General features: G+C 57.8%; 20 protein-coding genes. 19 read left to right on the forward strand and 1 reads right to left on the reverse strand.

Annotated elements, in window-relative coordinates:
- The first annotated feature begins 17 nt into the window (after positions 1-17).
- Positions 18-1,139: a ribosomal protein uL16 3-hydroxylase gene (locus ACSPHG_RS14245; RefSeq protein ID WP_435954171.1), complete on the forward strand. Its 1,122-nt coding sequence runs from the start codon at positions 18-20 to the stop codon at positions 1,137-1,139.
- A gap of 248 nt (positions 1,140-1,387) precedes the next feature.
- On the opposite strand, the gene pepT is transcribed toward ACSPHG_RS14245, so the two are convergent.
- Entirely contained in the window at positions 1,388-2,614 is a 1,227-nt protein-coding gene (gene pepT / locus ACSPHG_RS14250; protein WP_435954172.1) for a peptidase T, read from the reverse strand.
- Positions 2,615-2,900: 286 nt separating this feature from the next.
- On the opposite strand from pepT, the gene potA reads away from it, so the two are divergent.
- The 18 genes from potA (at position 2,901) to ACSPHG_RS14340 (ending at position 22,143) form a co-directional block, all read left to right on the forward strand.
- Positions 2,901-4,037, forward strand: a complete 1,137-nt coding sequence (gene potA / locus ACSPHG_RS14255) for a spermidine/putrescine ABC transporter ATP-binding protein PotA (RefSeq protein WP_435954173.1) — start codon at positions 2,901-2,903, stop codon at positions 4,035-4,037.
- Positions 4,021-4,878 carry a spermidine/putrescine ABC transporter permease PotB gene (gene potB / locus ACSPHG_RS14260; protein ID WP_435954174.1) on the forward strand — a complete coding sequence of 286 codons (858 nt, stop codon included), beginning with the start codon at positions 4,021-4,023 and terminating at the stop codon, positions 4,876-4,878. Before potA ends, potB begins: the two co-directional genes overlap by 17 nt.
- Positions 4,875-5,666 (forward strand): spermidine/putrescine ABC transporter permease PotC, encoded by a 792-nt coding sequence (potC, locus tag ACSPHG_RS14265; RefSeq protein WP_435954175.1) that lies wholly within the window; start codon positions 4,875-4,877, stop codon positions 5,664-5,666. The genes potB and potC overlap by 4 nt, the downstream gene beginning before the upstream one ends.
- On the forward strand, positions 5,663-6,709 hold the full coding sequence (gene potD, locus ACSPHG_RS14270) for a spermidine/putrescine ABC transporter substrate-binding protein PotD (protein WP_435954176.1): 1,047 nt from the start codon (positions 5,663-5,665) through the stop codon (positions 6,707-6,709). Before potC ends, potD begins: the two co-directional genes overlap by 4 nt.
- A gap of 229 nt (positions 6,710-6,938) precedes the next feature.
- The gene (locus ACSPHG_RS14275) at positions 6,939-9,557 is read left to right on the forward strand and encodes a hypothetical protein (RefSeq protein ID WP_435954177.1); all 2,619 of its coding nucleotides are present in this window, start codon (positions 6,939-6,941) and stop codon (positions 9,555-9,557) included.
- A gap of 154 nt (positions 9,558-9,711) precedes the next feature.
- On the forward strand, positions 9,712-10,476 hold the full coding sequence (gene invF, locus ACSPHG_RS14280; protein WP_435954178.1) for an AraC family transcriptional regulator InvF: 765 nt from the start codon (positions 9,712-9,714) through the stop codon (positions 10,474-10,476).
- Positions 10,473-12,176 (forward strand): type III secretion system outer membrane ring subunit SctC, encoded by a 1,704-nt coding sequence (gene sctC / locus ACSPHG_RS14285; protein WP_435954179.1) that lies wholly within the window; start codon positions 10,473-10,475, stop codon positions 12,174-12,176. Before invF ends, sctC begins: the two co-directional genes overlap by 4 nt.
- Positions 12,166-13,308, forward strand: a complete 1,143-nt coding sequence (sctW, locus tag ACSPHG_RS14290) for a type III secretion system gatekeeper subunit SctW (protein WP_435954180.1) — start codon at positions 12,166-12,168, stop codon at positions 13,306-13,308. The genes sctC and sctW overlap by 11 nt, the downstream gene beginning before the upstream one ends.
- Positions 13,302-15,356, forward strand: coding sequence for an EscV/YscV/HrcV family type III secretion system export apparatus protein (locus tag ACSPHG_RS14295; RefSeq protein ID WP_435954181.1), 2,055 nt, complete (start codon positions 13,302-13,304; stop codon positions 15,354-15,356). Before sctW ends, ACSPHG_RS14295 begins: the two co-directional genes overlap by 7 nt.
- 25 nt (positions 15,357-15,381) lie before the next feature.
- Complete coding sequence (locus tag ACSPHG_RS14300) at positions 15,382-15,792, forward strand: InvB/SpaK family type III secretion system chaperone (protein WP_435954182.1); 411 nt, start codon at positions 15,382-15,384, stop codon at positions 15,790-15,792.
- Positions 15,789-17,078 carry a type III secretion system ATPase SctN gene (gene sctN / locus ACSPHG_RS14305; protein ID WP_435954183.1) on the forward strand — a complete coding sequence of 430 codons (1,290 nt, stop codon included), beginning with the start codon at positions 15,789-15,791 and terminating at the stop codon, positions 17,076-17,078. The genes ACSPHG_RS14300 and sctN overlap by 4 nt, the downstream gene beginning before the upstream one ends.
- Positions 17,062-17,517 carry a SpaM family type III secretion system protein gene (locus ACSPHG_RS14310; RefSeq protein ID WP_435954184.1) on the forward strand — a complete coding sequence of 152 codons (456 nt, stop codon included), beginning with the start codon at positions 17,062-17,064 and terminating at the stop codon, positions 17,515-17,517. Before sctN ends, ACSPHG_RS14310 begins: the two co-directional genes overlap by 17 nt.
- A complete protein-coding gene (locus ACSPHG_RS14315; protein WP_435954185.1) occupies positions 17,505-18,443 on the forward strand; it encodes a SpaN/EivJ family type III secretion system needle length determinant in 939 nt (312 codons plus the stop codon). Before ACSPHG_RS14310 ends, ACSPHG_RS14315 begins: the two co-directional genes overlap by 13 nt.
- Positions 18,443-19,336 (forward strand): YscQ/HrcQ family type III secretion apparatus protein, encoded by an 894-nt coding sequence (locus ACSPHG_RS14320; RefSeq protein ID WP_435954186.1) that lies wholly within the window; start codon positions 18,443-18,445, stop codon positions 19,334-19,336. The genes ACSPHG_RS14315 and ACSPHG_RS14320 overlap by 1 nt, the downstream gene beginning before the upstream one ends.
- Complete coding sequence (locus tag ACSPHG_RS14325) at positions 19,326-19,994, forward strand: EscR/YscR/HrcR family type III secretion system export apparatus protein (RefSeq protein WP_435954187.1); 669 nt, start codon at positions 19,326-19,328, stop codon at positions 19,992-19,994. Before ACSPHG_RS14320 ends, ACSPHG_RS14325 begins: the two co-directional genes overlap by 11 nt.
- A gap of 15 nt (positions 19,995-20,009) precedes the next feature.
- On the forward strand, positions 20,010-20,270 hold the full coding sequence (locus ACSPHG_RS14330) for an EscS/YscS/HrcS family type III secretion system export apparatus protein (RefSeq protein ID WP_435954188.1): 261 nt from the start codon (positions 20,010-20,012) through the stop codon (positions 20,268-20,270).
- 3 nt (positions 20,271-20,273) lie between these two features.
- Positions 20,274-21,062, forward strand: coding sequence for a type III secretion system export apparatus subunit SctT (sctT, locus tag ACSPHG_RS14335; RefSeq protein WP_435956026.1), 789 nt, complete (start codon positions 20,274-20,276; stop codon positions 21,060-21,062).
- Positions 21,052-22,143 (forward strand): EscU/YscU/HrcU family type III secretion system export apparatus switch protein, encoded by a 1,092-nt coding sequence (locus tag ACSPHG_RS14340; RefSeq protein ID WP_435954189.1) that lies wholly within the window; start codon positions 21,052-21,054, stop codon positions 22,141-22,143. The genes sctT and ACSPHG_RS14340 overlap by 11 nt, the downstream gene beginning before the upstream one ends.
- The last annotated feature ends 21 nt before the right edge of the window (positions 22,144-22,164 follow it).

Here is a 22,164-nt window from a genome sequence, read left to right on the forward strand (position 1 = left end):
CCTGCCGGATAACAACAATGGAATACACCCTGGATTTAAACTGGCCCGATTTTATCGAGCGCTACTGGCAAAAACGCCCGGTAGTGTTAAAACGCGGCTTCAAGAACTTTATCGACCCGCTCTCCCCGGATGAACTGGCAGGCCTTGCCATGGAAAACGAGGTGGACAGCCGCCTCGTGAGCCATGAAGAAGGGAAATGGCAGGTCAGCCACGGCCCGTTCCAGAGCTACGATCATCTCGGCGAAAACAACTGGTCACTGCTGGTGCAGGCGGTGAATAACTGGCATGCGCCAAGCGCCGAGCTGATGCGCCCGTTCCGCGCCCTGCCCGACTGGCGTATCGACGATCTGATGATCTCCTTTTCGGTACCCGGCGGCGGCGTTGGCCCGCACCTCGACCAGTACGACGTGTTTATCATTCAGGGCGTTGGCCGCCGCCGCTGGCGCGTGGGCGAAAAAGTGCCGATGAAGCAGCACTGCCCGCACCCGGACTTACTTCAGGTCGAGCCGTTCGATGGCATCATTGATGAAGAGCTTGAGCCGGGCGATATCCTGTACATTCCGCCGGGCTTCCCGCACGAAGGCTATTCGCTGGAAAACTCGATGAACTACTCCGTCGGGTTCCGCGCGCCAAGCGGCAGGGAGCTTATCAGCGGCTTCGCTGACTACGTATTGCAGCGCGAATTAGGCAGCCATCGCTATACCGACCCGGACGTTCCCGCCCGCCAGCAGCCTGCGGATATCCTGCCGGAAGAGCTGGACAAGCTGCGCGGCATGATGCTGGACCTGATCAACCAGCCGGAGCATTTCAAAGCCTGGTTTGGCGAGTTTATTACCCAGTCACGCCACGAGCTGGACGTCGCCCCGCCGGAGCCGCCGTATCAGCCCGATGAAATCTATGACGCCATCAAGCAGGGTGATTCGCTAACCCGACTCGGCGGCCTGCGCGTGCTGCGCATTGCCGATGAGGTCTACGTCAACGGCGAGAAGATCGACAGCCCGCACCGCCCGGCGGTCGAAGCGCTGGCGAGCTATATCACGGTAGATGCCGATAAGCTAGGCGATGCGCTGGAAGACCCGTCGTTCCTGGCGCTGCTTGCGGCGCTGGTGAACAGCGGGTATTGGTACTTCGAGGATTAAAGATGAGTCCGTAGCGGTGGATGGCGCTTGCGCTTATCCACCCTACACGATCGGTAGGTCGGGTATGGCATAACCGCCCCCCGACAGTGCGTGGATGCCGCCTGCGCTTATCCACTAAAACGACCCGTAGGTCGGGTAAGGCATAAGCCGCCACCCGACAGTTCGTGGATGCCACGTGCGCTTATCCACTACAACGACCCGTAGGTCGGGTAAGGCATAAGCCGCCACCCGACGCTTCTGCGCAAACGCTACTTCTGCTGCGCCGTCAATTCCGCAATACGCACAATCACCGCTACCGCTTTCTCCATGCCTTCCAACGTTACAAATTCATGCTTCCCGTGGTAGTTGTAGCCCCCGGTAAACAGGTTCGGGCAAGGCAGGCCTTTGAACGAAAGCTGTGCGCCGTCGGTGCCGCCGCGAATCGGCTTCATAATCGGCTCAATATCGCAGTCGAGCATCGCCTGACGCGCCACGTCCACGATGTACGGATGTTCCGCCACCTTCTCGCGCATGTTGTAGTAGCTGTCTTCGATAATCAGCTCGATATAACAGTCCGGATGCAGGCCCTTGCCCACTTTCTTAGCGATATCCATCATTTTGCGTTTGCGCGCCTCAAACTGCTCGCGGTCAAAATCACGGATGATGTAATGCATTTCCGCTTTATCTACCGAACCTTTGATGCCGTGCAGATGGTAGAAGCCTTCATACCCTTCGGTATTTTCCGGGCTTTCGCTGGCCGGAACTTCTGCATGAATGCGCGCGGCAAGCGACAGCGCGTTCACCATAACGCCTTTCGCGGTGCCCGGATGCACGTTATTGCCGACGATTTTGATGGTTACCGACGCGGCGTTGAAGTTTTCACACTCCAGCTCGCCCACGCCGCCGCCGTCAACCGTGTAGGCCCAGCGCGCGTCGAAGGCTTCCACGTCAAAGAACTTCGCGCCTTTGCCGACTTCTTCATCCGGGGTAAAGGCCACGCGGATATCGCCGTGCGGGATGTTTTTCTCTTTCAGCACGGCCAGCGCGGTCATGATTTCCGCCACGCCCGCCTTATCGTCCGCGCCCAACAGCGTTTTGCCGTCGGTGGTGATCAGGGTCTGGCCCATAAGCTGATGTAAAACGGGGAACATCACCGGGGAAAGCACCTCGTCGCCGATGCCCAGCGCGATGTCGCCGCCGCGATAGTTTTCGACAATCTGCGGATTGACGTTTTTACCGGTGAAATCCGGCGCCGTGTCCACATGAGAGATAAAGCCGATGGCCGGTACCGCCCTGTCGATATTGGACGGCAGGGTTCCCATCACGGTGCCGTGTTCGCCCAGGGTGACATTAACCAGCCCCATCTCTTCGAGCTGCTCTTTTAAGAGCCTTAATAGCTTCCACTGCCCTTCGGTGCTCGGCACCTGCTTAACGCCGGGCTTGGACTGCGTATCCAGTGAGACGTAGTGCAAAAAACGCTCAAGTAATTTATCCATATGGCCACCCTCATTTTTTGTGACGTCATTATCAATAAGCCGCAAAGGTGAAATATTGCGTCAGGTCACTTTTAGCCCGGTACGGGTGAAAATAGTCTTATTCTTTATATGATGCGCCTTAAGATTCGCTCCAAACCTAAACATAGTTGAAATACAGGCACATCGGGATATCGAGGATTGGCGATTTTCGCACTTTGCCGTAGAATGCCAGCCCTTATTGAATGTGCCAAACCTCAAGGTGGTTACTCACAAACCCCGCATCAAGGCGTGATTTGATGCGTTATTTATGGGACAGCGTAAAAAATTGAAAACACAGCTTCGTTCGCGCTCACCGCTGGTTAATTTGGCGGGAGTAGGTAAAAGCTTTGATGGCAAAACCGTTATTTCCGATTTCTCACTCACCATCAATCATGGTGAATTCCTGACGCTGCTCGGCCCTTCCGGCTGCGGCAAAACCACCGTTCTGCGCCTGATTGCCGGGCTGGAAAATGTCGATACCGGCATAATTTCCCTCGATAGCCAGGATATTACTCACGTCCCGGCGGAGCATCGCCACGTCAACACCGTCTTCCAGAGCTATGCTCTTTTCCCCCACATGACCGTTTATGAAAACGTCGCGTTTGGGTTAAAGATGCAAAAAACGCCAGCCGCCGAAATTGGCCCGCGCGTGACGGAAGCGCTAAAGATGGTGCAGCTCGATGCCTTTTCCCAGCGCAAACCTCACCAGCTCTCCGGCGGCCAGCAGCAGCGCGTTGCAATAGCCCGCGCGGTGGTCAATAAACCGCGTCTGCTCCTGCTCGACGAATCCCTTTCCGCGCTCGATTACAAGCTGCGCAAGCAGATGCAAAACGAGCTGAAAGCGCTGCAGCGCAAGCTGGGCATCACCTTCGTATTCGTCACCCACGATCAGGAAGAAGCGCTCACCATGTCTGACCGCATCGTGGTCATGCGCGATGGCCGTATAGAACAGGACGGCACGCCGCGCGAAATCTATGAAGAGCCGAAAAACCTGTTCGTCGCAAGCTTCATTGGTGAAATCAACATCTTCAACGCCACCGTTATCGAACGTATCGACGAAAAGCGCGTGCGCGCAAACGTTGAGGGCCGCGAATGCCATATCTTTGCCGAGCTGCCGGTGGTTGCCGGGCAAAAGCTGAATGTCCTGCTGCGCCCGGAAGATCTCCGCGTTGAAGAAATCAACGACACCAGCGACGTCGACGGCCTGGTGGGCTACGTGCGCGAGCGCAACTATAAAGGTATGACGCTTGAATCAAGCGTTGAGCTGGAAAACGGCAAAATGGTCATGGTGAGCGAGTTCTTTAACGAAGACGATCCGGACTTCGATCACTCGCTCGATCAGAAAATGGCCGTGACATGGGTTGAAAGCTGGGAGGTTGTACTGGCCGATGATGAGCTCGCGTAAATTCCAGAATGTGGTAATTGCCACCATCGTGGGCTGGCTGGTGCTGTTTGTCTTCCTGCCCAACCTGATGATTATCGGCACCAGCTTCCTTACGCGCGACGACGCGAACTTTGTCAGCATGGTCTTCACGCTGGACAACTACGCTCGTCTGGCTGACCCGCTGTATGCCCAGGTGTTGCTGCATTCGCTCAACATGGCGCTGATAGCCACCCTCGCCTGCCTGGCGCTGGGCTACCCGTTTGCCTGGTTCCTCGCCCGCCTGCCGGAACGCGTGCGCCCGCTGCTGCTGTTTCTGCTCATCGTCCCGTTCTGGACCAACTCGCTGATCCGCATCTACGGGCTGAAGATTTTCCTTAGCACTAAGGGCTTTCTCAACGCGTTTCTGCTGTGGCTTGGCGTGATTGATACCCCAATCCGCATTATGTACACCGAAAGCGCGGTGATCCTGGGCCTGGTCTATATCCTGCTGCCGTTTATGGTGATGCCGCTCTACTCCAGCATCGAAAAACTCGATAAACCGCTGCTGGAGGCCGCGCGTGACTTAGGGGCCAGCAGGCTGCAAACCTTCGTGCGCATCATCCTGCCGCTGACCATGCCGGGCATCATTGCCGGTTGTCTGCTGGTGATGCTGCCGGCGATGGGGCTGTTTTACGTTTCCGACCTGATGGGCGGCGCGAAAAACCTGCTGATCGGCAACGTGATTAAAAGCCAGTTCCTGAACATCCGCGACTGGCCGTTTGGCGCGGCAACCAGCATCACGCTTACGCTGGTGATGGGCTTTATGCTGCTGATTTACTGGCGCGCGTCTCGCCTGCTCAACAAAAAGGTGGAACTCGAATGATCGGTCGCCTGTTCCGCGGCGGTTTTATGACCGCCATCTACGCGTATCTTTACATCCCGATAATCATATTGATCGTCAACTCGTTTAACAGCTCGCGCTTCGGCATTAACTGGCAGGGCTTTACCACCAGCTGGTACAGCCTGCTGATGAACAACGACAGCCTGTTGCAGGCCGCGCAGCACTCCCTGACGATGGCGGTGTTTTCCGCCACCTTCGCCACGCTGATTGGTTCGCTGACGGCGGTGGCGCTTTACCGTTACCGTTTTCGCGGCAAGCCCTTCGTCAGCGGCATGCTGTTTGTGGTGATGATGTCACCGGATATCGTCATGGCGATTTCGCTGCTGGTGCTGTTTATGCTGCTGGGCGTGTCGCTCGGCTTCTGGTCGCTGCTGTTTTCACACATCACGTTCTGCCTGCCGTTTGTGGTCGTCACCGTCTACTCTCGCCTGAAGGGCTTTGACGTGAAGATGCTGGAGGCGGCGCGTGACCTGGGGGCCAGCGAGCTGATTATCCTGCGCAAAATCATTCTGCCGCTGGCAATGCCCGCCGTTGCCGCAGGCTGGCTGCTGAGCTTTACCCTGTCGATGGACGACGTGGTCGTATCGTCGTTCGTTACGGGGCCGAGCTATGAAATTTTACCGTTGAAGATTTATTCGATGGTCAAAGTCGGCGTTTCGCCCGAGGTGAACGCGCTGGCAACCATTTTATTAGTACTGTCGCTGGTTCTGGTGCTTGCCAGCCAGCTCATCCTTCGTGATAAAACGAAAATTCAGGGGACGTTAAAATGAAACAATGGTCACGCCACCTGCTTGCTGCGGGCGCGCTCGCGCTGGGCATCAGCGCCGCACACGCGGACGACAGCAAGACGCTCTACTTCTACAACTGGACCGAGTATGTGCCGCCGGGCCTGCTTGAACAGTTCACCAAAGAGACCGGCATCAAGGTTATCTATTCCACCTACGAGTCGAATGAAACCATGTATGCCAAGCTCAAAACCTACAAGGACGGAGCCTACGACCTGGTCGTGCCGTCCACCTACTTTGTGGCGAAAATGCGCAAAGAAGGCATGATCCAGAAGATCGACAAAAGCAGGCTCAGCAACTTCAAAAACCTCGATCCGGAAATGCTGAACAAGCCGTTTGACCCGAATAACGACTACTCCATTCCGTACATCTGGGGCGCGACCGCCATCGGCGTTAACAGCGACGCAATCGATCCCAAAACCATCACCAGCTGGGCGGACCTGTGGAAGCCGGAGTACAAGCAAAGCCTGCTGCTCACCGACGACGCGCGCGAAGTCTTCCAGATGGCGCTGCGCAAGCTTGGCCTGTCCGGCAACACCACCGATCCGAAAGAAATCGAGGCGGCATATCACGAGCTGCAAAAACTGATGCCAAACGTCGCGGCGTTCAACTCGGATAACCCGGCGAACCCGTACATGGAAGGCGAAGTGAATCTTGGCATGGTGTGGAACGGCTCCGCGTACGTCGCGAGACAGGCCGGAACACCGCTCGAAATCGTGTGGCCGAAAGAAGGCGGCATCTTCTGGATGGACAACCTGTCGATTCCCGCCAACGCGAAGAACGTTGACGGTGCGCTTAAGCTGATTAACTTCCTGCTGCGCCCGGACGTGGCGAAACAGGTCGCGGAAACCATCGGCTACCCGACGCCAAACCTTGCGGCCCGCAAGCTGCTGCCAAAAGAGGTCGCGGACGATAAAACGCTCTACCCGGACGAGTCCGTACTGAAAAACGGCGAGTGGCAAAACGACGTCGGCGACGCCAGCGCGATCTACGAGTCCTATTATCAGAAGCTGAGGGCCGGACGCTAAGCCGCAGCAACTTTCCAAAAGGCTTCCTTCGAAGCCTTTTTTTATCTTCCTTCCCTGGCCTGAAAAGGCTAATTCCTGCAAGTTTCCGCGCAAATATACTGCTAGGTTAGCGGCAATTATTTTACCGGGCGCTACATTTCCCCCTGCGCCGGTAATGCTCTCACGCGGTGAATCTCCAAATAACGCGTGAGAAACGTCGAATGACCCGAATGGATTAAGGGAAGATAAAGTGAAAACCAATGCTGCCGCCAGCCAATCTGCACTTTTATTACACATGCGCTCGCTGCCTGAAACAACGGCCAGGCAAACATCGGGGCTTGCTAACGCGCTGACGGGCATACAAAAACATACGTCGTCACCCGCTTTGACTTCTGCAAAAGAGCCGGTTTCGCTGCTCAGTAATAACATGCAGCTACAGCGCGAAGGGCTGCTACAGACCCTGGGTTTGATGAAACAAGAAGCCTATCGCCAGCTTGAGCCAGACCGCGCTAAGTCCTTTTCATGGATGCGTTCGCTAAATTCCAGCTCCTTCAACCTGCCGGTAATGCCAAAGTCGATCGCCATCCTGGAAAACCTGTGCCGAAAGCTTGAAAACAACGCGGATGGGCTGACGCACCTGGACACTAAAGAATGCGCGCTTTGTTCCCTGAAGCTGGAAAAACTTGCCGACCGGCTGCCGGACGGTAGCCCGCTAAAAGAGCTCAGCCAGCGGCTGGCGGTAATGAGCCAGGCGGCCTGGGCGCAGCTTGCTCGCGCCGAGGTTGCCGACCAGCTATTGCCGCAGTTCGAACGTTTCAACCAGCCGGGCAGCGCGCAGGAAACGAACATCGGGTTTTCGGTAGGCTCGGGCGTGGGACTGTCTCAGGCCAACACCGGCGCTAAGGCGACGTTTAACGTCGGTTTGAGCTGGCTCAAATCCGTCGATAACGATGATGAAGGCGGCGTATACCGCAACAAGGGCCGCAAGGTCACCTCGGAACTGGGCGTCAAAGGCGGCGTGGGCGTCGCCTCGCTGAGCGGTACGGCAACGGGGACTTACCAGCATATTGACTCCGTGGGGTATAACAGCGCCAAAGCTTACGTCACGGCCAACGTCGAAAAACTGGGCCACGCCTCGCGCCGCGACACACTGCAAACCACGTCCCGCACCATCGTCGGCTCTCTTATCCGCCACATGAGCCCTGGGCACGGTAACGAACTACAGCACTTTAAAGACCTTCAGCAGCAGGCCTCGGATCAGCAGCAGCGGCTTGGCGTGCTGCTGGGCTGGCTCGGTCAGGCAAACCAGTCGGCCTCGCTGCCGAACAGCACTCCGCGTTTCGAACCGCCTTCGGTCCTGAAAATCAAGACCGGCGACCTCGTGGCACGCGCCGAGGCGGCGAGCGTGGGGGTCGGGGTGACGGCAACCGCAGAAAAAATGACCATTCTCATCCCACAGCTCAAGCCGTTTTGGCAAGAGCTACAGAGCATGCCGTCCGCCAGCGAGCAAACGCCGGTAATGAAGCAGCGGCAGGGCGCGCTGGACAGCAAAGCCGAAAAACTCTTTGGCTCCAACAGCGATAAAAGCCCGCTGAGCCGCCTGAGCGGTGCCTCGTCGCTTGAAAGCCTGCGCGGCAGCGATCTCGCCACGCTTAAACAGGGCCTGGAGAGCCTCAGCGATGAGTACTCTCACCTGTGCGCGATAGCGCAGCAAAGGGATACCGGCGTCGGGCGCCATTTAGGCGGCAAAAAGGTCGAAAACTCGCTGCTTGCCAGCTGGCAGGGCCGCAGCCGTGAAGAAGCCATCGGTAACATGATCTTTGCCCACGCCGTTCTCTCGCAGGCCGTTTCAGGAAGCGAAGCTGGCAGCGCGGCGGCCAACGTTCAGATAGATAAGCAAAACCTGCTGCAATTCGCGGACAGTCTGGCTGATGCTCTGCAGAACCCGCCGATTCGCCACAACAATCAAAAGCTCGCGGAAGCCACCAGCTTTACGGACATGACGACCCTCGTGGTCCGCGACAAGAGCGTGGCGCTTGATATCGGCGGCAGTCTGGGCAGTTTGGGCCTGAAGGCCGAAGCCAGCCTGCTCGACCGCCAGCGTGAAAACGCTAACCCCTTCCGGGCAGGACACTACCGGGATGTGGTGGTGAGCCTCAAAGGCAACCTGGGCTACGCGGCGTCGATGGACGCGTTGAAGGATTCCCTGCTCAAACAGCTGACGCCGATGGGGTTAGCCGCCGAAATTCCTGCCGCGCTCGCCGGCCTGGAAGGTTCAATAGGTGCCAACGTAGACGGTACGGTGAAGCTGCAGTTTCGCTTTTACCAGCCAGACTATCAGCAGCAGAGCGACTTCCCCGAGGAGGCCCAGGGCTTCAACCTGCAGCTCACCCGCATGAAAGTCATCGGCAACCTGGGCGTAGAGGCCTCTACCGGCGTGCCGGTGCAGCCGGGGGTATCGCTTGAGCTGGGTATCTCAGGCGGTACCGAGACAACGTATGTGCCCTATGAACGATGGGGGAGCAACAGCATGACGGCCCCGATGATGCACTTTATGCACACTAAAAACGTCGATGAATCAGAGCGATGGACGCAAATAAGCGACAAACAACGCCCTGCGCTAAAAGAGATGTTTAAGGAGATGGCCAACCCGGACAGCCGCGTAAAACACGAGGCAGAGTATTTCCTGAAAAAGCTGGATGATGACGGAGTAACGTTCTTCTCGACCATGCAGGGGTACGCAAACGGGCAGCGCAGTTTTGATGCGGCGATGGGCGAATTTAATCGCCTTGCGGAAAATTATTTCCCATTATGGCAGGAACAAAAGGCCGCCTTCCCCGGCAAAGAAAAATTACCCTTCACCCGCTAACGGCGCCGTCCTTCGCGAGATAGCCAACGCGAAGGGGGCGCTTTTTTAAGCCGAGGAAGAAAAATCCTCGGCTTTCCCATTAGAATTACATCAGGATTCTTTGCGTCTTAGGTGGAACAGTTAGCTTTCCAGGAAAGGAGCTGACGCAAAACCTATGACCGAAAACCGCATGCTTAGCTGGCCGTTTACCCTAAGGACAGGGGATAAACGAACGGTGCTGGCTCAAGAAGCCTGGCTGATAAAAATCAAACCCGGCACATCCTTACGGCTCGAAATGAAATGGGACCGCGACACCGCCCTGTGGGAAGCTGCTGAAAATCAGCTCCTGCTGCTTAACCGCGTCGATGTCCGGGTGCTGCAAGGACAGCTGACGGTTCGCCCCCTGCGCCTGAGTATATTAAGCAAGCTGCTCGCCTTTGCGGATGAAGCCCGCGACACGCTGGTTCCATCGGCGGCCGTACCGCACTGGGCGCAGATGCCGCCGCACGATCTCAAGATCTGGCAGGATCTCCGCCGCTGTGAATACTGGTTCTTACTGCAAATACTCAATCCCTCTGCGCTCATCGAGCCGCTAATTGCCCTGCTGCGCCAAACGGAAAGCTACTGCCTGGTTCGCTTTCTGCTGGCTCAGTCCGTTCATGGCAACACGCTGCTGGTGTTGGGCGAACGCTACGGCGTTTCCTATTCGCACTTTCGCCGCCTGTGCCAACAGGCGCTCGGCAGCTCGGCAAAAATGGAAATGCGCGTCTGGAGAATGGCTCGATCCGTGCTGGAAATGACCGACCGGGAGCATAATTTGACCCATGTCGCCATCAAGCATGGCTACGCATCTTCCGCACATTTTTCAAATGAAATCAAAGAACTGCTAGGAACCTCTCCTCGCGATCTCTCTAATATTATTCGGTTGGCGAACAAATGAGTCAGACAGGGAAAAATATCTGGCTGCTGGCACTCTCGATCCTGCTGGCATTTTCATGCCGGGCAGCGGAAGTGAACGGCGCGGCGGGCAGCGGCTATGTTGCCGACAAGGAAAACGTGCGCAGCTTTTTCAGCGCCGTCGCCGCGCAGATGGACAAAAACATTATCGTGAGCAAGCAGGCCGCCCGGAAACAGATCAGCGGAACGTTTTCCTTTGCCCATCCTCAGCAGTTATTGAACAAGCTCTCGCTTCAGCTGGGGCTTATCTGGTACGACGACGGCCAGATGATTTACCTCTACGACGCGAGCGAAACGCGCAGCACGGTGGTATCGCTAAGAAACGTCACCCTGCGCGAGTTCAACGAATTCTTGCAGCGCTCCGGGCTTGCTGATAAACGCTTCCCGCTTCGCGAAGACGGCCGCAGCGACACGTTTTACGTCTCCGGGCCGCCGATCTTTATCGATCTGGTGACGAAGGCCGCAAAGCTTATGGATCAGCGTAATGAAGGCATCGCTCTGGGCCTGCAAAAAATCGCCATTATTCCGCTGAAAAATACCTTTGTGACCGACCGCGACTATGAATTACGCGACCAAAAAATCGTCATCCCCGGTATCGCCACCGTAATCGAAAACCTGCTTTCCGATCGCCAAAGTACCGCCGCGGCCCCGGAAGGCGCAGCGCCATCGCCAAACGAGCCGGTTAACGCCCCGCCCGACTTTCTGGCCGATGAGGACAAATCCTTTCAGCTACCCGATGTCGGCATAGCCATGGCGGATCTGCCTGCGGCGGGGGAGACGAGCGATATCAAAGTTATTGCTTACCCGAATACCAACAGTCTTTTGGTCAAGGGCACCGGCGAACAGGTGCGCTTTATCGAGAATCTCGTCACCGCCCTCGATACAACCAAACGCCATATCGAGCTATCGCTGTGGATCATTGACCTCAGCAAAGAAGATTTGGAGCAGTTGGGCACCAACTGGAGCGGCAGCATCTCGGTGGGTAACTCGCTGGGGATTTCCCTGAACCAGACCACCGGTATGAGTACGCTGGACGGCACCCGTTTTATTGCCTCCATTCATGCGCTGGAGCAAAAGCAGCAGGCGACGGTCATTTCGCGTCCCATCGTGCTGACGCAGGAGAACATCCCGGCCATTTTTGACAACAACAGAACCTTTTACGCGCGCCTTGTGGGCGAGCGCTATGCCAACCTGGAGCATGTCACCTACGGCACCTTAATCAGCGTGCTGCCCCGCTTCTCCGGCGACGGGCAAATAGAAATGACGCTCAACATTGAGGACGGCCGCGAGGTGCCGGCGACCGATAGCGACACCACCACGCAGGGCTCGCTGCCCGAAGTGGGCCGTACGCGGATCAGCACCATTGCTCGCGTGCCTCAGGGCAAAAGCCTTTTGCTGGGCGGATACACCAGGGATTCCATGACCCAGGACAACAGCAAAGTGCCGCTCCTCGGCAGTATTCCGCTAATTGGGAGCCTGTTTAGCAGCAGCAGCAAGGGCCAAAGCAATACGGTACGGGTCTTTCTCATCCAGCCGCGCGAAATAGTCGACCCACTGCCGACGCAGGCGAGCGATATTGCCGCTACGGTCGCGCAGCGCAGCGGGATTGACGAAGATTCTCTGCAAAAATGGGTGCGCAGCTACCTGGACACTCCGCGTAAAGGGCGTGAAAGTGGTCGGTAATGTTGCCATGCCGGGCCACAGAACGGCCAGCCCGCGAACGGATGAACAGCCCAGGCAAAACAAGGCTTCGCAGCAGGAGGCACAGCAGGCAGCCGAGGATTACGACGCGTCCCCTGCCGCCGGGCTGAGGCGTTTTGTCGAATCCAGCGATGAAATGTCGGCGCTACAGTCGCAGTTTCGCCAGCGTCAAAAGTACGATCTGAAGGGTAACGTTCAGGCCGATGAATACGGCCGCGTGCTGGACGAAGACGTGGTGCCCAAAGTCGAGCAAATCCTTAAGTTGCTTAAAACTGCGGGTATCAGCAGCCAGGCATTGCTACATGAGCTGCGCCGGTATTTCACGGACGACAGCGATTTGGTGCTGGTGCTGCGCCAGCTGCTTAAGCAGCCTGCCCTAGACGAAACGCTGCGCGGCTCGCTCGAAGGGCTTCTTCAGCAGGTAGAACAGCAGGCCGACCCAAAGCCGCTAAGGGCTGGGATCAACTGCGCCCTTAAGGCACGGCTTTTTGGAAAAGCGCTGGAGGTTTCTCCTGGGCTGCTGCGCGCCTGCTATCGCCAGTTCGTGCAGAGCGAAGCACCGCCTGTCGAAAACTACGCCGACTGGATCGGCAGCTTCGGCCACGGCCGCCGCGCCCTGGTGCTCGATTTTATCGAAAGCTCGGTGATGGCCGATATCCATTCGCTCGACCCCAGCTGCTCTCATCCGGAGTTCGGCTACCTGCTGGGGCGGCTCGGCGAACTGAAGCTGCTGCGCTCGGCCGATATCCTGTTTATTGACAGGCTTGGCATCCTTTCCCGACACCTGGCGATGAACGTAAGCGAGGCCGACTGGCTCACGCTGTTAGTTGGCGTCTTACAGCAGCCCGAAACGGTGGAAGCCGCGCTGGGCGAGCTTATAGAGCAGACGCCATTAGAAAACTCACGCCAGCGGGGCAGCCTGTTGCAGGGCATTTTTCGCGCCTTTCAGGCCCTGCCTGACCAGCTTTTTCAGGAAGAACATCAGCAACACGCGCTGCTGGACGCTCTTCGTCAGCTGCTGGGTGAAAACTGGCAGAACGAACGCCATGAGCGCCGTCACGAGATGAACGAACTTTCCACCAGCGCCGCGCAACGGAATGACCAACTATGTTAACTAACCTGCTCGGCAGCGTGCGTGCGCGCCCGGAATTGCTGATTCTTTTACTGATGATGACCATCATTGCGATGCTCGTCATTCCACTGCCCACGTGGATCGTCGACTTTCTCATCGGCCTGAACATCGTGATTGCGATCCTGGTGTTTATGGGATCGTTCTATATCGATCGCATCCTGAGCTTTTCCTCATTCCCCGCGGTGCTGCTGATCACCACGCTGTTTCGCCTGGCGCTGTCCATCAGCACCAGCCGCCTCATTTTGATTGAGGCCGATGCCGGTGAAATCATCCGAACCTTCGGCGAGTTTGTCATTGGGGAAAGCCTGGCGGTGGGGTTTGTGGTCTTTTCTATCGTGACCGTGGTGCAGTTTATTGTCATAACCAAAGGCTCCGAACGCGTGGCGGAAGTTGCCGCCCGTTTTTCCCTCGACGGTATGCCCGGCAAACAGATGAGTATCGACGCGGATCTGAAGGCAGGCATTATTGACGCCGACGGCGCGCGCAGCCGCCGCAGCATCCTTGAGCGAGAAAGCCAGCTGTACGGCTCTTTCGACGGCGCGATGAAGTTCATCAAGGGCGACGCCATCGCCGGCATCATCATTATTTTTGTTAACTTCCTCGGCGGCCTTGCCGTTGGCACCACCCAGCACGGCATGGATATCTCCACCGCCCTGTCCACCTATACCATGCTCACTATCGGCGACGGGCTGGTCGCGCAGATCCCCGCCCTGCTGATCGCCATCAGCGCCGGTTTTATCGTCACCAGGGTCAACGGCGACAGCGACAATATGGGGCGTACCATCATGCAGCAGCTGCTGGGTAACCGGTTCGTGCTGATCGTGACCACCCTGGTTGCGCTGGCGATCGGCACCCTGCCCGGCTTCCCGTTCCTGGTGTTTTTGACGCTGTCCGTCGCGCTCGGCGTACTTTCCTGGTTCAAATACCGCGCCACGAGCCAGCCTAAAAAAGAGGGTCGCAGGGCAGAAAAAACGGCCCAGAAGTCAGCAACGGGCGATGAAAGCTCGCTTGGTCTGATCAATAACCTCGGCAGCGTGGCGACGGAAACCGTCCCGCTGATCCTGCTCGTTCCCCGGTCGCGCTGTGCCGAGCTGGAAAAGATGCGCATCGCCGAGCGGCTGTGCAGCCAGTATTTCATCGACTACGGCGTGCGCTTGCCCAACCTGATGGTGCGCGAAACGGACAACTACGGCGAGAACTGCGTCGTCCTGCTGATCAACGAAATCTTTGCCGACAAGTTTGAGATCTACTTCGATCGCCTGCGAGTCATTAACTACGGCGAAGAGGCCGCAGCCCTCGGCATTGAGCCTCTCTTTAGCCAAAACGCCAACACACGAGCGGCGTGGATCACCCCGGCCGAACGCGACGTGCTCCTGAGCCTTAACTACCAGGTACGACCCGCGCTGGATGAGCTTTACCAGATGCTGGCCGCCCAGCTCTCGCGCCATGTGACCGAATACTTCGGCATTCAGGAAACAAAAGAAATGCTCGACCAGCTGGAGAGCAAGTATCCGGACCTGCTCAAGGAAGTGCTGCGCTACGCCACGGTTCAGCGAATCGCTGAGGTTATTCAGCGCCTGCTCGTCGAGCGCATTTCGGTGCGCAACATGAAGCTAATTATGGAAACCCTCGCGCTGTGGGCGCCGCGCGAGAAAGACATTATTGGCCTTGTTGAACACGTACGCGGGGCAATGGCCCGCTACATCTGCCACAAGTTCGCGCACAACGGCGAGCTGCGGGCGGTGATGATTTCAGAAGAGGTTGAAGACAAAGTGCGTCAGGGCGTGCGCCAGACATCGGCAGGCACCTTCCTGAATCTCGACCCGATGGACTCGGACGAGCTGATGGACCGCTTTGCTTTAGCGCTTGACGATCTGAGCGTGGATCACAAAGACATGGTGCTGCTCACCTCCGTCGATATTCGTCGCTTTATTAAAAAACTCATCGAGACGCGTTTTAAGGAGCTGGAAGTTATCTCCTATGGGGAGATAAACGAAAGCGTCGCCATCAAGATAATCCGGACCATTTAACCCCGGCCAGCAAAGGACTAAGCGCATGTATAAAAATCAGGATATTACCGCCCTTCTCACCGCCGCTCTGCAAGAGGCAGGCTACCACGAAGCGGATCTCGGCCCGCTCGATGAGCAGGGTTATATCGAGCTTAAGCTACAGGATATGCCCAGCATCAACATCAGCGTGGAAAACGGCGACGTCTGCGTGTGGTCGCACCTGAACGAATACAGCGAGAGCTACGTTAACTACCGCGGAGCCGAGCTGCTGCTGGCAATGCTTGAAGGCTGCCAGGGCGTTCGCGGCGGGCAGCTATATCTGACGCGTCGCGGTGAAAGCCTGGCGCTAACGGCGCTGGTGCACCCGGACTTCCTGAGCCACGGCCGGTCTTTCGCCCAGGTTCTCGACGGCTTCTTCAACGAATTTAAGCGTTTTCTCAACCTGGCCGAACGATGAAAACCCTGCGGCTGCTGCGCAATATGGCGCATCCGCTGCGCATTTCTGGCCCCATCGTTGAGGCCAGATTGCCCGGCGTAGCGATTGGCGAACTTTGCGACCTGCGCCGGAACTGGCAGGACGGGACGCTAGTCGCCCGTGCCCAGGTGATCGGCCTCTACCGCGACCGCGTGGTGCTGAGCCTGATCGGCAACGCCCGGGGGCTAACGCTCGACACGGTGCTGGCCCCAACCGGGCGGCTGCTTTCTACAAGGATGGGTCAGGACGCCCTGGGCGCGGTGCTGGACCCGTCCGGGCAGATCGTCGAACGGTTTGCGCCCGCCCCGCAATGCGCCCATGAAGAGCGCAATATTGACGCCGATCCGCCGATGTATTCCCGCCGCGTCGGCGTTAAAGAGCCGTTCATCACCGGCATACGCGCAATTGACGGCCTGCTGACCTGCGGTATCGGCCAGCGTATCGGCATTTTTGCCTCCGCAGGCTGCGGTAAAACCAAGCTGCTGGAGATGCTGATTGAACAAAGCGCCGCCGATGTTTTCGTGATCGGGCTTATCGGCGAGCGCGGACGTGAAGTCACCGAGATGGTCGAAATGCTGCGCGCTTCCTCAAAGCGCGAGCGCACGGTGCTGGTTTTTGCCACCTCGGACTTTTCATCTCTTGACCGCTGCAACGCGGCGCTGCTCGCCACCACCGTTGCGGAATATTTTCGGGAACAGGGCAAGCACGTCCTTTTATTCCTCGATTCCATGACCCGCTATACCCGCGCGCTGCGCGATGTCGCCCTTGCGGCGGGTGAATCACCGGCAAGGCGCGGCTACCCGGCGTCGGTATTTGATGCTCTGCCCCGGCTGCTGGAGCGGCCCGGCGTAACGGCGGAGGGCAGCATTACCGCCTTTTACACCATCCTGCTGGAGAGTGACGACGAGCCGGACCCGATGGCGGATGAAATTCGCTCCATTCTCGACGGCCATATTTATTTGAGCCGCAGGCTGGCGGGCCAGGGGCACTACCCGGCGATTGACGTGCTGCGCAGCGTCAGCCGCGTGGCCGACAGGGTAACCGGCCCGGACCAGCAGAAGCAGGCCAACGCCATCCGCAGGCTGATGACGCGCCTTGAAGAGCTTCAGGTGTTTATCGACATGGGTGAATACCGGCCGGGGGAAAATGCGGATAACGACCGGGCCATCCAGGCGAAAGGACGTCTGCAAAAATGGCTGCAACAGTCGATAGCCGAGCATTCTGCTATCCCCCAGACGCTGCAGGGAATGTATGACGTTACGGGCTGAGCTAAACATGCTGATTAGCCGCTGCCGATCGAGGCTCACGCGCTGCGAGGCGGAGCTGGTACAGCTGGCGCGGCAGACTGACGATCTCGACGCGCAGAAGCAGGCGCTGGCGATTCAAATCAAAGGGCTGCAACAGATGGCGCAGGCCCAGCTAAGCCAGTCGGCGACCCTTAGCCACGGCCAGCTGTTTCGCCTGTTGCAAAAGCAGGCGCTGGGGTGGCACCAGCTACAGCAGATTAAACTCCAGGCCGCGCTGCTGGAGGAGAAACGCCAGCAGCTGGTCACGCAGCATCACGCGGTGCAGCAGCAGCGCAATCGGTGGTTTCGCCAGGAAGAGAAATATCAGCGCAGGGCGAATCTGCTGCGCCGACAAAGCGCGTTACGCCATCTCATCCAGGATGAAATGGAACAGGAAGAGTCAATTTTATGGAAAAAATAAGCAGAAACGGCACCTCGGGTTTGAAGGCGATCGCGCAGCTTGACGATGATGACGAACTCAAAGCGGTGCTGAAAAAACTCCGCATCAAGATGGGCATTGCCGAAAATGAGCCTGAAGATAGGGCGATTGCAAAAGATCCCGTCTTCGAAAAAGAGCCTGCGGAAGGCGCAATAGCCCCACTCTATTGCCCAACCCTTTCCGTCAACGAATTATCCCCGCGGCGCTTATCCATCAGCGCCCGGCAGGGGGGAGCCCGCGCGCGCGAAGTAGAAACCGCGAGCGTTCCGCCGTCCGTAAAGCGCCCGGGAAACAGCGTAAAAAGGGGCAGCGTACCGCCTACCGCAAAACCACGCCCCGCGCTGCAGCCCGCTTCCGCTGCGTCTTCCCCAGCGGAGACAAAGGCAGCGGCAGACCCGCTGCCGCAGGGGAACAGGCTCGCAACGGCAGGTCGTTCAACGCCCGCCGCGCTGCCCGAGGTATTGGTAACCGTCGCTCAGGCGGAGGTTTCATCGGCAAACCTCACCCCAGATACGGTGCGCCATACGCCAACGGCTGCCCCCGCCTTGTCTGAAACCGGGGGAATGCCGGTGAGTGCGGCGCCAGTACAGAACGTCGCGACGGCCCCGGCTCGCCACCACATTGCCGATAGCGCGACGGCTCCCGCGCCTCGAACAGATACGCCGCAGGCGCAGGCGCCGCAAAGCGATTCGCCGTTCCTGACCTATCGCTTTCAGCGCTGGGGAAAAGAGCACGCGGTGACGATACAAAACCAGCCGGACGGCCAGCTGCTCCTGCAGCCGTCCGACGTTCTGGTGGCCCAGCGGCTAGCCGAGCAGTGGCATGCGGGCCACCCGCAGCGCTGGGCTTTGCCCGCTGATGGACATGCCGAACAGCAGTCCGAAGACGAGTCCGAGGAGAATAAATAATGCTAGCCCTGCGCCAGATAGACGAAAGAATCCGCATCCTGTCCCAGGCCGCCGAACGCTGGCAGACGCAGGGTTGGGCCTGCAGCCTGTCTACTCCGCCGACGCACGGCTGGTGGCTGCCGATCGGCGATGAAGCCCAGGCCTGGCAAGGCTGGCTGCCGCTGCATGACTGGCTTGCGCGCACGGTTCCGGAGCTTGCCGCCCTGGCAACCTCGGCCCATGCGCAAAAGCTTATCGTTCCGTGGCTCGCCGCCGTGGAGCAGCCATTTTCGCTGCCCGTTCCGGAGCTGGCCTATCGGAGTCTACGCATCTGCGAGCCGGTCACCGGTGGCGAACTTCCCGCTCACAGGCTGCTGCACATCGCAAACGATGAAGTGCAGCTGTGGCTCGAGCGGGTTCCCCTTTCACCCGCCACCGCAACACGGCAGTTTCCCCGCCTGCGCTGGCCGCTGAGCCTTGTTATGGGCGAAAGCACGATCCGGCTTTTACGGCTCAATCAAATACGGCCGGGCGACGTACTGCTGATTCAAAAAACGCTGAACCTGGCACGCTGCAACCGCGCCGCGCTGGGCAACTTTCAACAGATTCAGGGAGGAATTGTTATGGAAAATTTTAACGTCACGCATCAAGGCCAGGAAGAGAGCAGCGTCAGCCAGGGGCTGGGCAATTTGCCCGTTACGCTGGAGTTTGTGCTGCACCATAGCAGGGTGTCATTGAGCGAACTGCAGGCGCTGTCCCAGGGGCAGGTGCTGCCTTTGCCTGCCGACGCTGAGAAGCACGTCGAGATCCGTGCCAACGGCGCGCTGCTCGGCAGGGGCGAGCTTGTGCAGGTCGACAATCGCCTCGGCGTAGAAGTGAGCGAATGGCTGGGCGCAAACGATCATGAACAATGATATTTCGCTGATTGCGCTGCTGGCGTTTTCCACGCTGCTGCCCTTTCTGGTGGCGTCAGGCACCTGTTTTATCAAGTTTTCCATCGTCTTTGTGATGGTGCGTAACGCGCTCGGGCTACAGCAGGTGCCGTCAAATATGACGCTTAACGGCATCGCGCTGCTGCTTTCGCTCTTCGTCCTTCAGCCGGTGGTGTTGGAAACCTACCGCTACTTCGAGGAGGAGCAGGTCGACTTCAAGGACGCCGCCTCGTTAAATCAGTTTCTGGACGAGGGCCTGGGAAGCTACCGCGACTACCTGACAAAGTATTCGGCACCGGAGCTGGTGAATTTTTTTGAGCAGGTGCAGCGCAGGAACCACGGCGAGCCTAACGACGAGCAGGCCAGGGCCGCCGCCGACGACACCCCTTCCCTTTTTGCCCTCTTACCCGCCTACGCGCTGAGTGAAATCCAGAGCGCGTTCAAGATTGGCTTCTATCTTTACCTGCCCTTTGTGGTGGTGGATTTAGTGATCTCCAGCATTCTGCTGGCGCTGGGCATGATGATGATGAGCCCGATAACCATCTCGGTGCCGGTAAAGCTGATTCTGTTTGTGGCGCTGGACGGCTGGACGCTGCTTTCCAAAGGGCTGGTCATGCAGTACCTGGATCTGGCGGGCTGATGAAGGGGAAAGATGATGAATGACCTGGTTTTCGCGGGTAATAAGGCGATGTATCTGGTGCTGATCCTGTCGGGATGGCCGATAGCCGTCGCAACCATCATCGGGCTGGTGGTTGGCCTGTTTCAGACCGTTACCCAGCTACAGGAACAGACTCTGCCGTTCGGCATTAAGCTTCTCGGCGTGAGCCTGTGCCTGTTTTTGCTAACCGGCTGGTACGGTGAGGTGTTGATTGGCTTTAGCAAGGAAGTTATACAGCTGGCGCTCGGCCGCGGGTGAATGATGATCGTCGAGCTGTTTTTCGATAGCCACCGTTTGATGGCGGTAACCGCGCTGGGGTTTGCGCGCATTGCGCCAACGTTTTTCATACTGGCTTTTCTGAATAGCAACGTGCTGACCGCCGCCGTGCGCCTGCCGGTGATCATGATGATCGTATTAGGCGTCTGGCCCTACGATCGCGTGGAAATGCTCGGTATTGGCATGGCGGATTTCGTGCTGGCAATCGCCTTTGAGAGCGCCATCGGCCTGCTGCTCGGCTGCCTGCTGGGCTGGCCCTTTTGGGTCTTTCACGCGCTGGGTGGCCTGATTGACAACCAGCGCGGCGCGACGCTCAGCAGCAGCATCGACCCGGCAAACGGCGTTGATACCTCCGAGCTGGCCAATTTCCTCAATATCTTCGCCTGCGTGGTCTACCTGCAGGGCGGCGGCATGCTGATGATGCTGGAGCTGTTCGCCAGCAGCTATCAGGTGTGCAGCCCGCTGCAGGGCTGCGAACTCGCCCTGCCGCAGATTGTGACGATGCTCAACGAACTTGCGGCAAAAATGCTGGTGCTCGCAAGCCCGGTGGTGATCGCCCTGCTGCTTTCCGAAGCCCTGCTGGGGCTGCTGTCGCGTTTTGCTCCCCAAATGAACGCCTTCTCGCTGTCTTTGACGATAAAAAGCTGGCTTGCCCTGCTGATCCTGCTGTTCTACTTCCGGCCCGTGCTGCCGGAAAGCGTGCGGCAGCTGACGTTCGCGGCCCCTGAGCTTATCGAATGGCTAGGCGCAACGGGAAAAGCCCATGGCGAATAAAACCGAAAAACCCACCCACAAGCGGCTGCGCGACTCGGCTAAAAAGGGGCAGTCGTTCAGCAGCCAGGACACGATTATCAGCTGTCTGGTTCTGGCCGGTATCGGCTATTTGACCTCCTACAGTTCGTTGCTGGAGCTGATGGATGCCTACCAGCAGCTGGTGAAAGGCGGGTTTGAGCAAAATATCCAAAGCTATGCGGTCTCGATGCTGTGGCTCGGCCTGAAAATCTTGCTGCCCGTCATCGCGTTATGCGTGTTCGCCTCGGCGTTGCCGTCGCTGTTAATCAGCGGCTTTGTGATCGCCAGCGAAGCGCTAAAGCTGAATTTTTCCGCGCTTAATCCGATCAACGGTTTTAAGAAATTGTTCAGCCTGCGTACGGTAAAAAACGCCGTCAAAACGCTGCTCTATCTGGCGGCTTTTGTGGTCACCGCCGTCGTTCTCTGGCATCAGCATAAAGCGCAGCTCTTTTCCCAGCTGCATGGCGACCCGCTCAGCACGGCGCGGGTCTGGCTTCATCTGTTACAGCAGATGGCGCTGATTTATCTGGCCTGCGTCGCCGTTATTCTTCCGCTGGATGCCCTTGCCGAATACTTCCTGTTTATGAAGGACATGAAGATGGAAAAAGAGGAGGTTAAGCGCGAAAGAAAAGAGCAGGACGGCAACCCGGAGGTCAAATCCCGCCGCCGGGAATTCCACCTCGAAATCCTGTCCGCGCAGGCCAAGTCGGATATCGAAAACTCGCGCGTCATCATCGCCAACCCCACGCATATCGCGATGGGGATTTACTTCAAGCCGGAGCTTTTCCCCGCGCCGGTCGTGTCGGTAAAAGAGACCAATCAACAGGCGCTGGCCGTGCGCAGCTACGCCGAAAAAATCGGCATCCCGGTGGTGACCGACATAAAACTTGCCCGCAGCCTGTTTGCCAGCCACCGGCGCTACGACCTGATAAACATGCAGCAGATAGACGAGGTGTTACGCCTGCTGGTGTGGCTTGAACAGGTTGAGTGTGCCGGGCTTGACGCCTACGCACAACGGCCGCAGGAACCAGAATCCCCCCCAACGGAGTCCGATAACGGATGAGCGATTCCTGAAGGTAATCGT

The sequence above is a fragment of the Dryocola baronae genome, assembly GCF_051297175.1.
GTDB lineage: Bacteria > Pseudomonadota > Gammaproteobacteria > Enterobacterales > Enterobacteriaceae > Dryocola.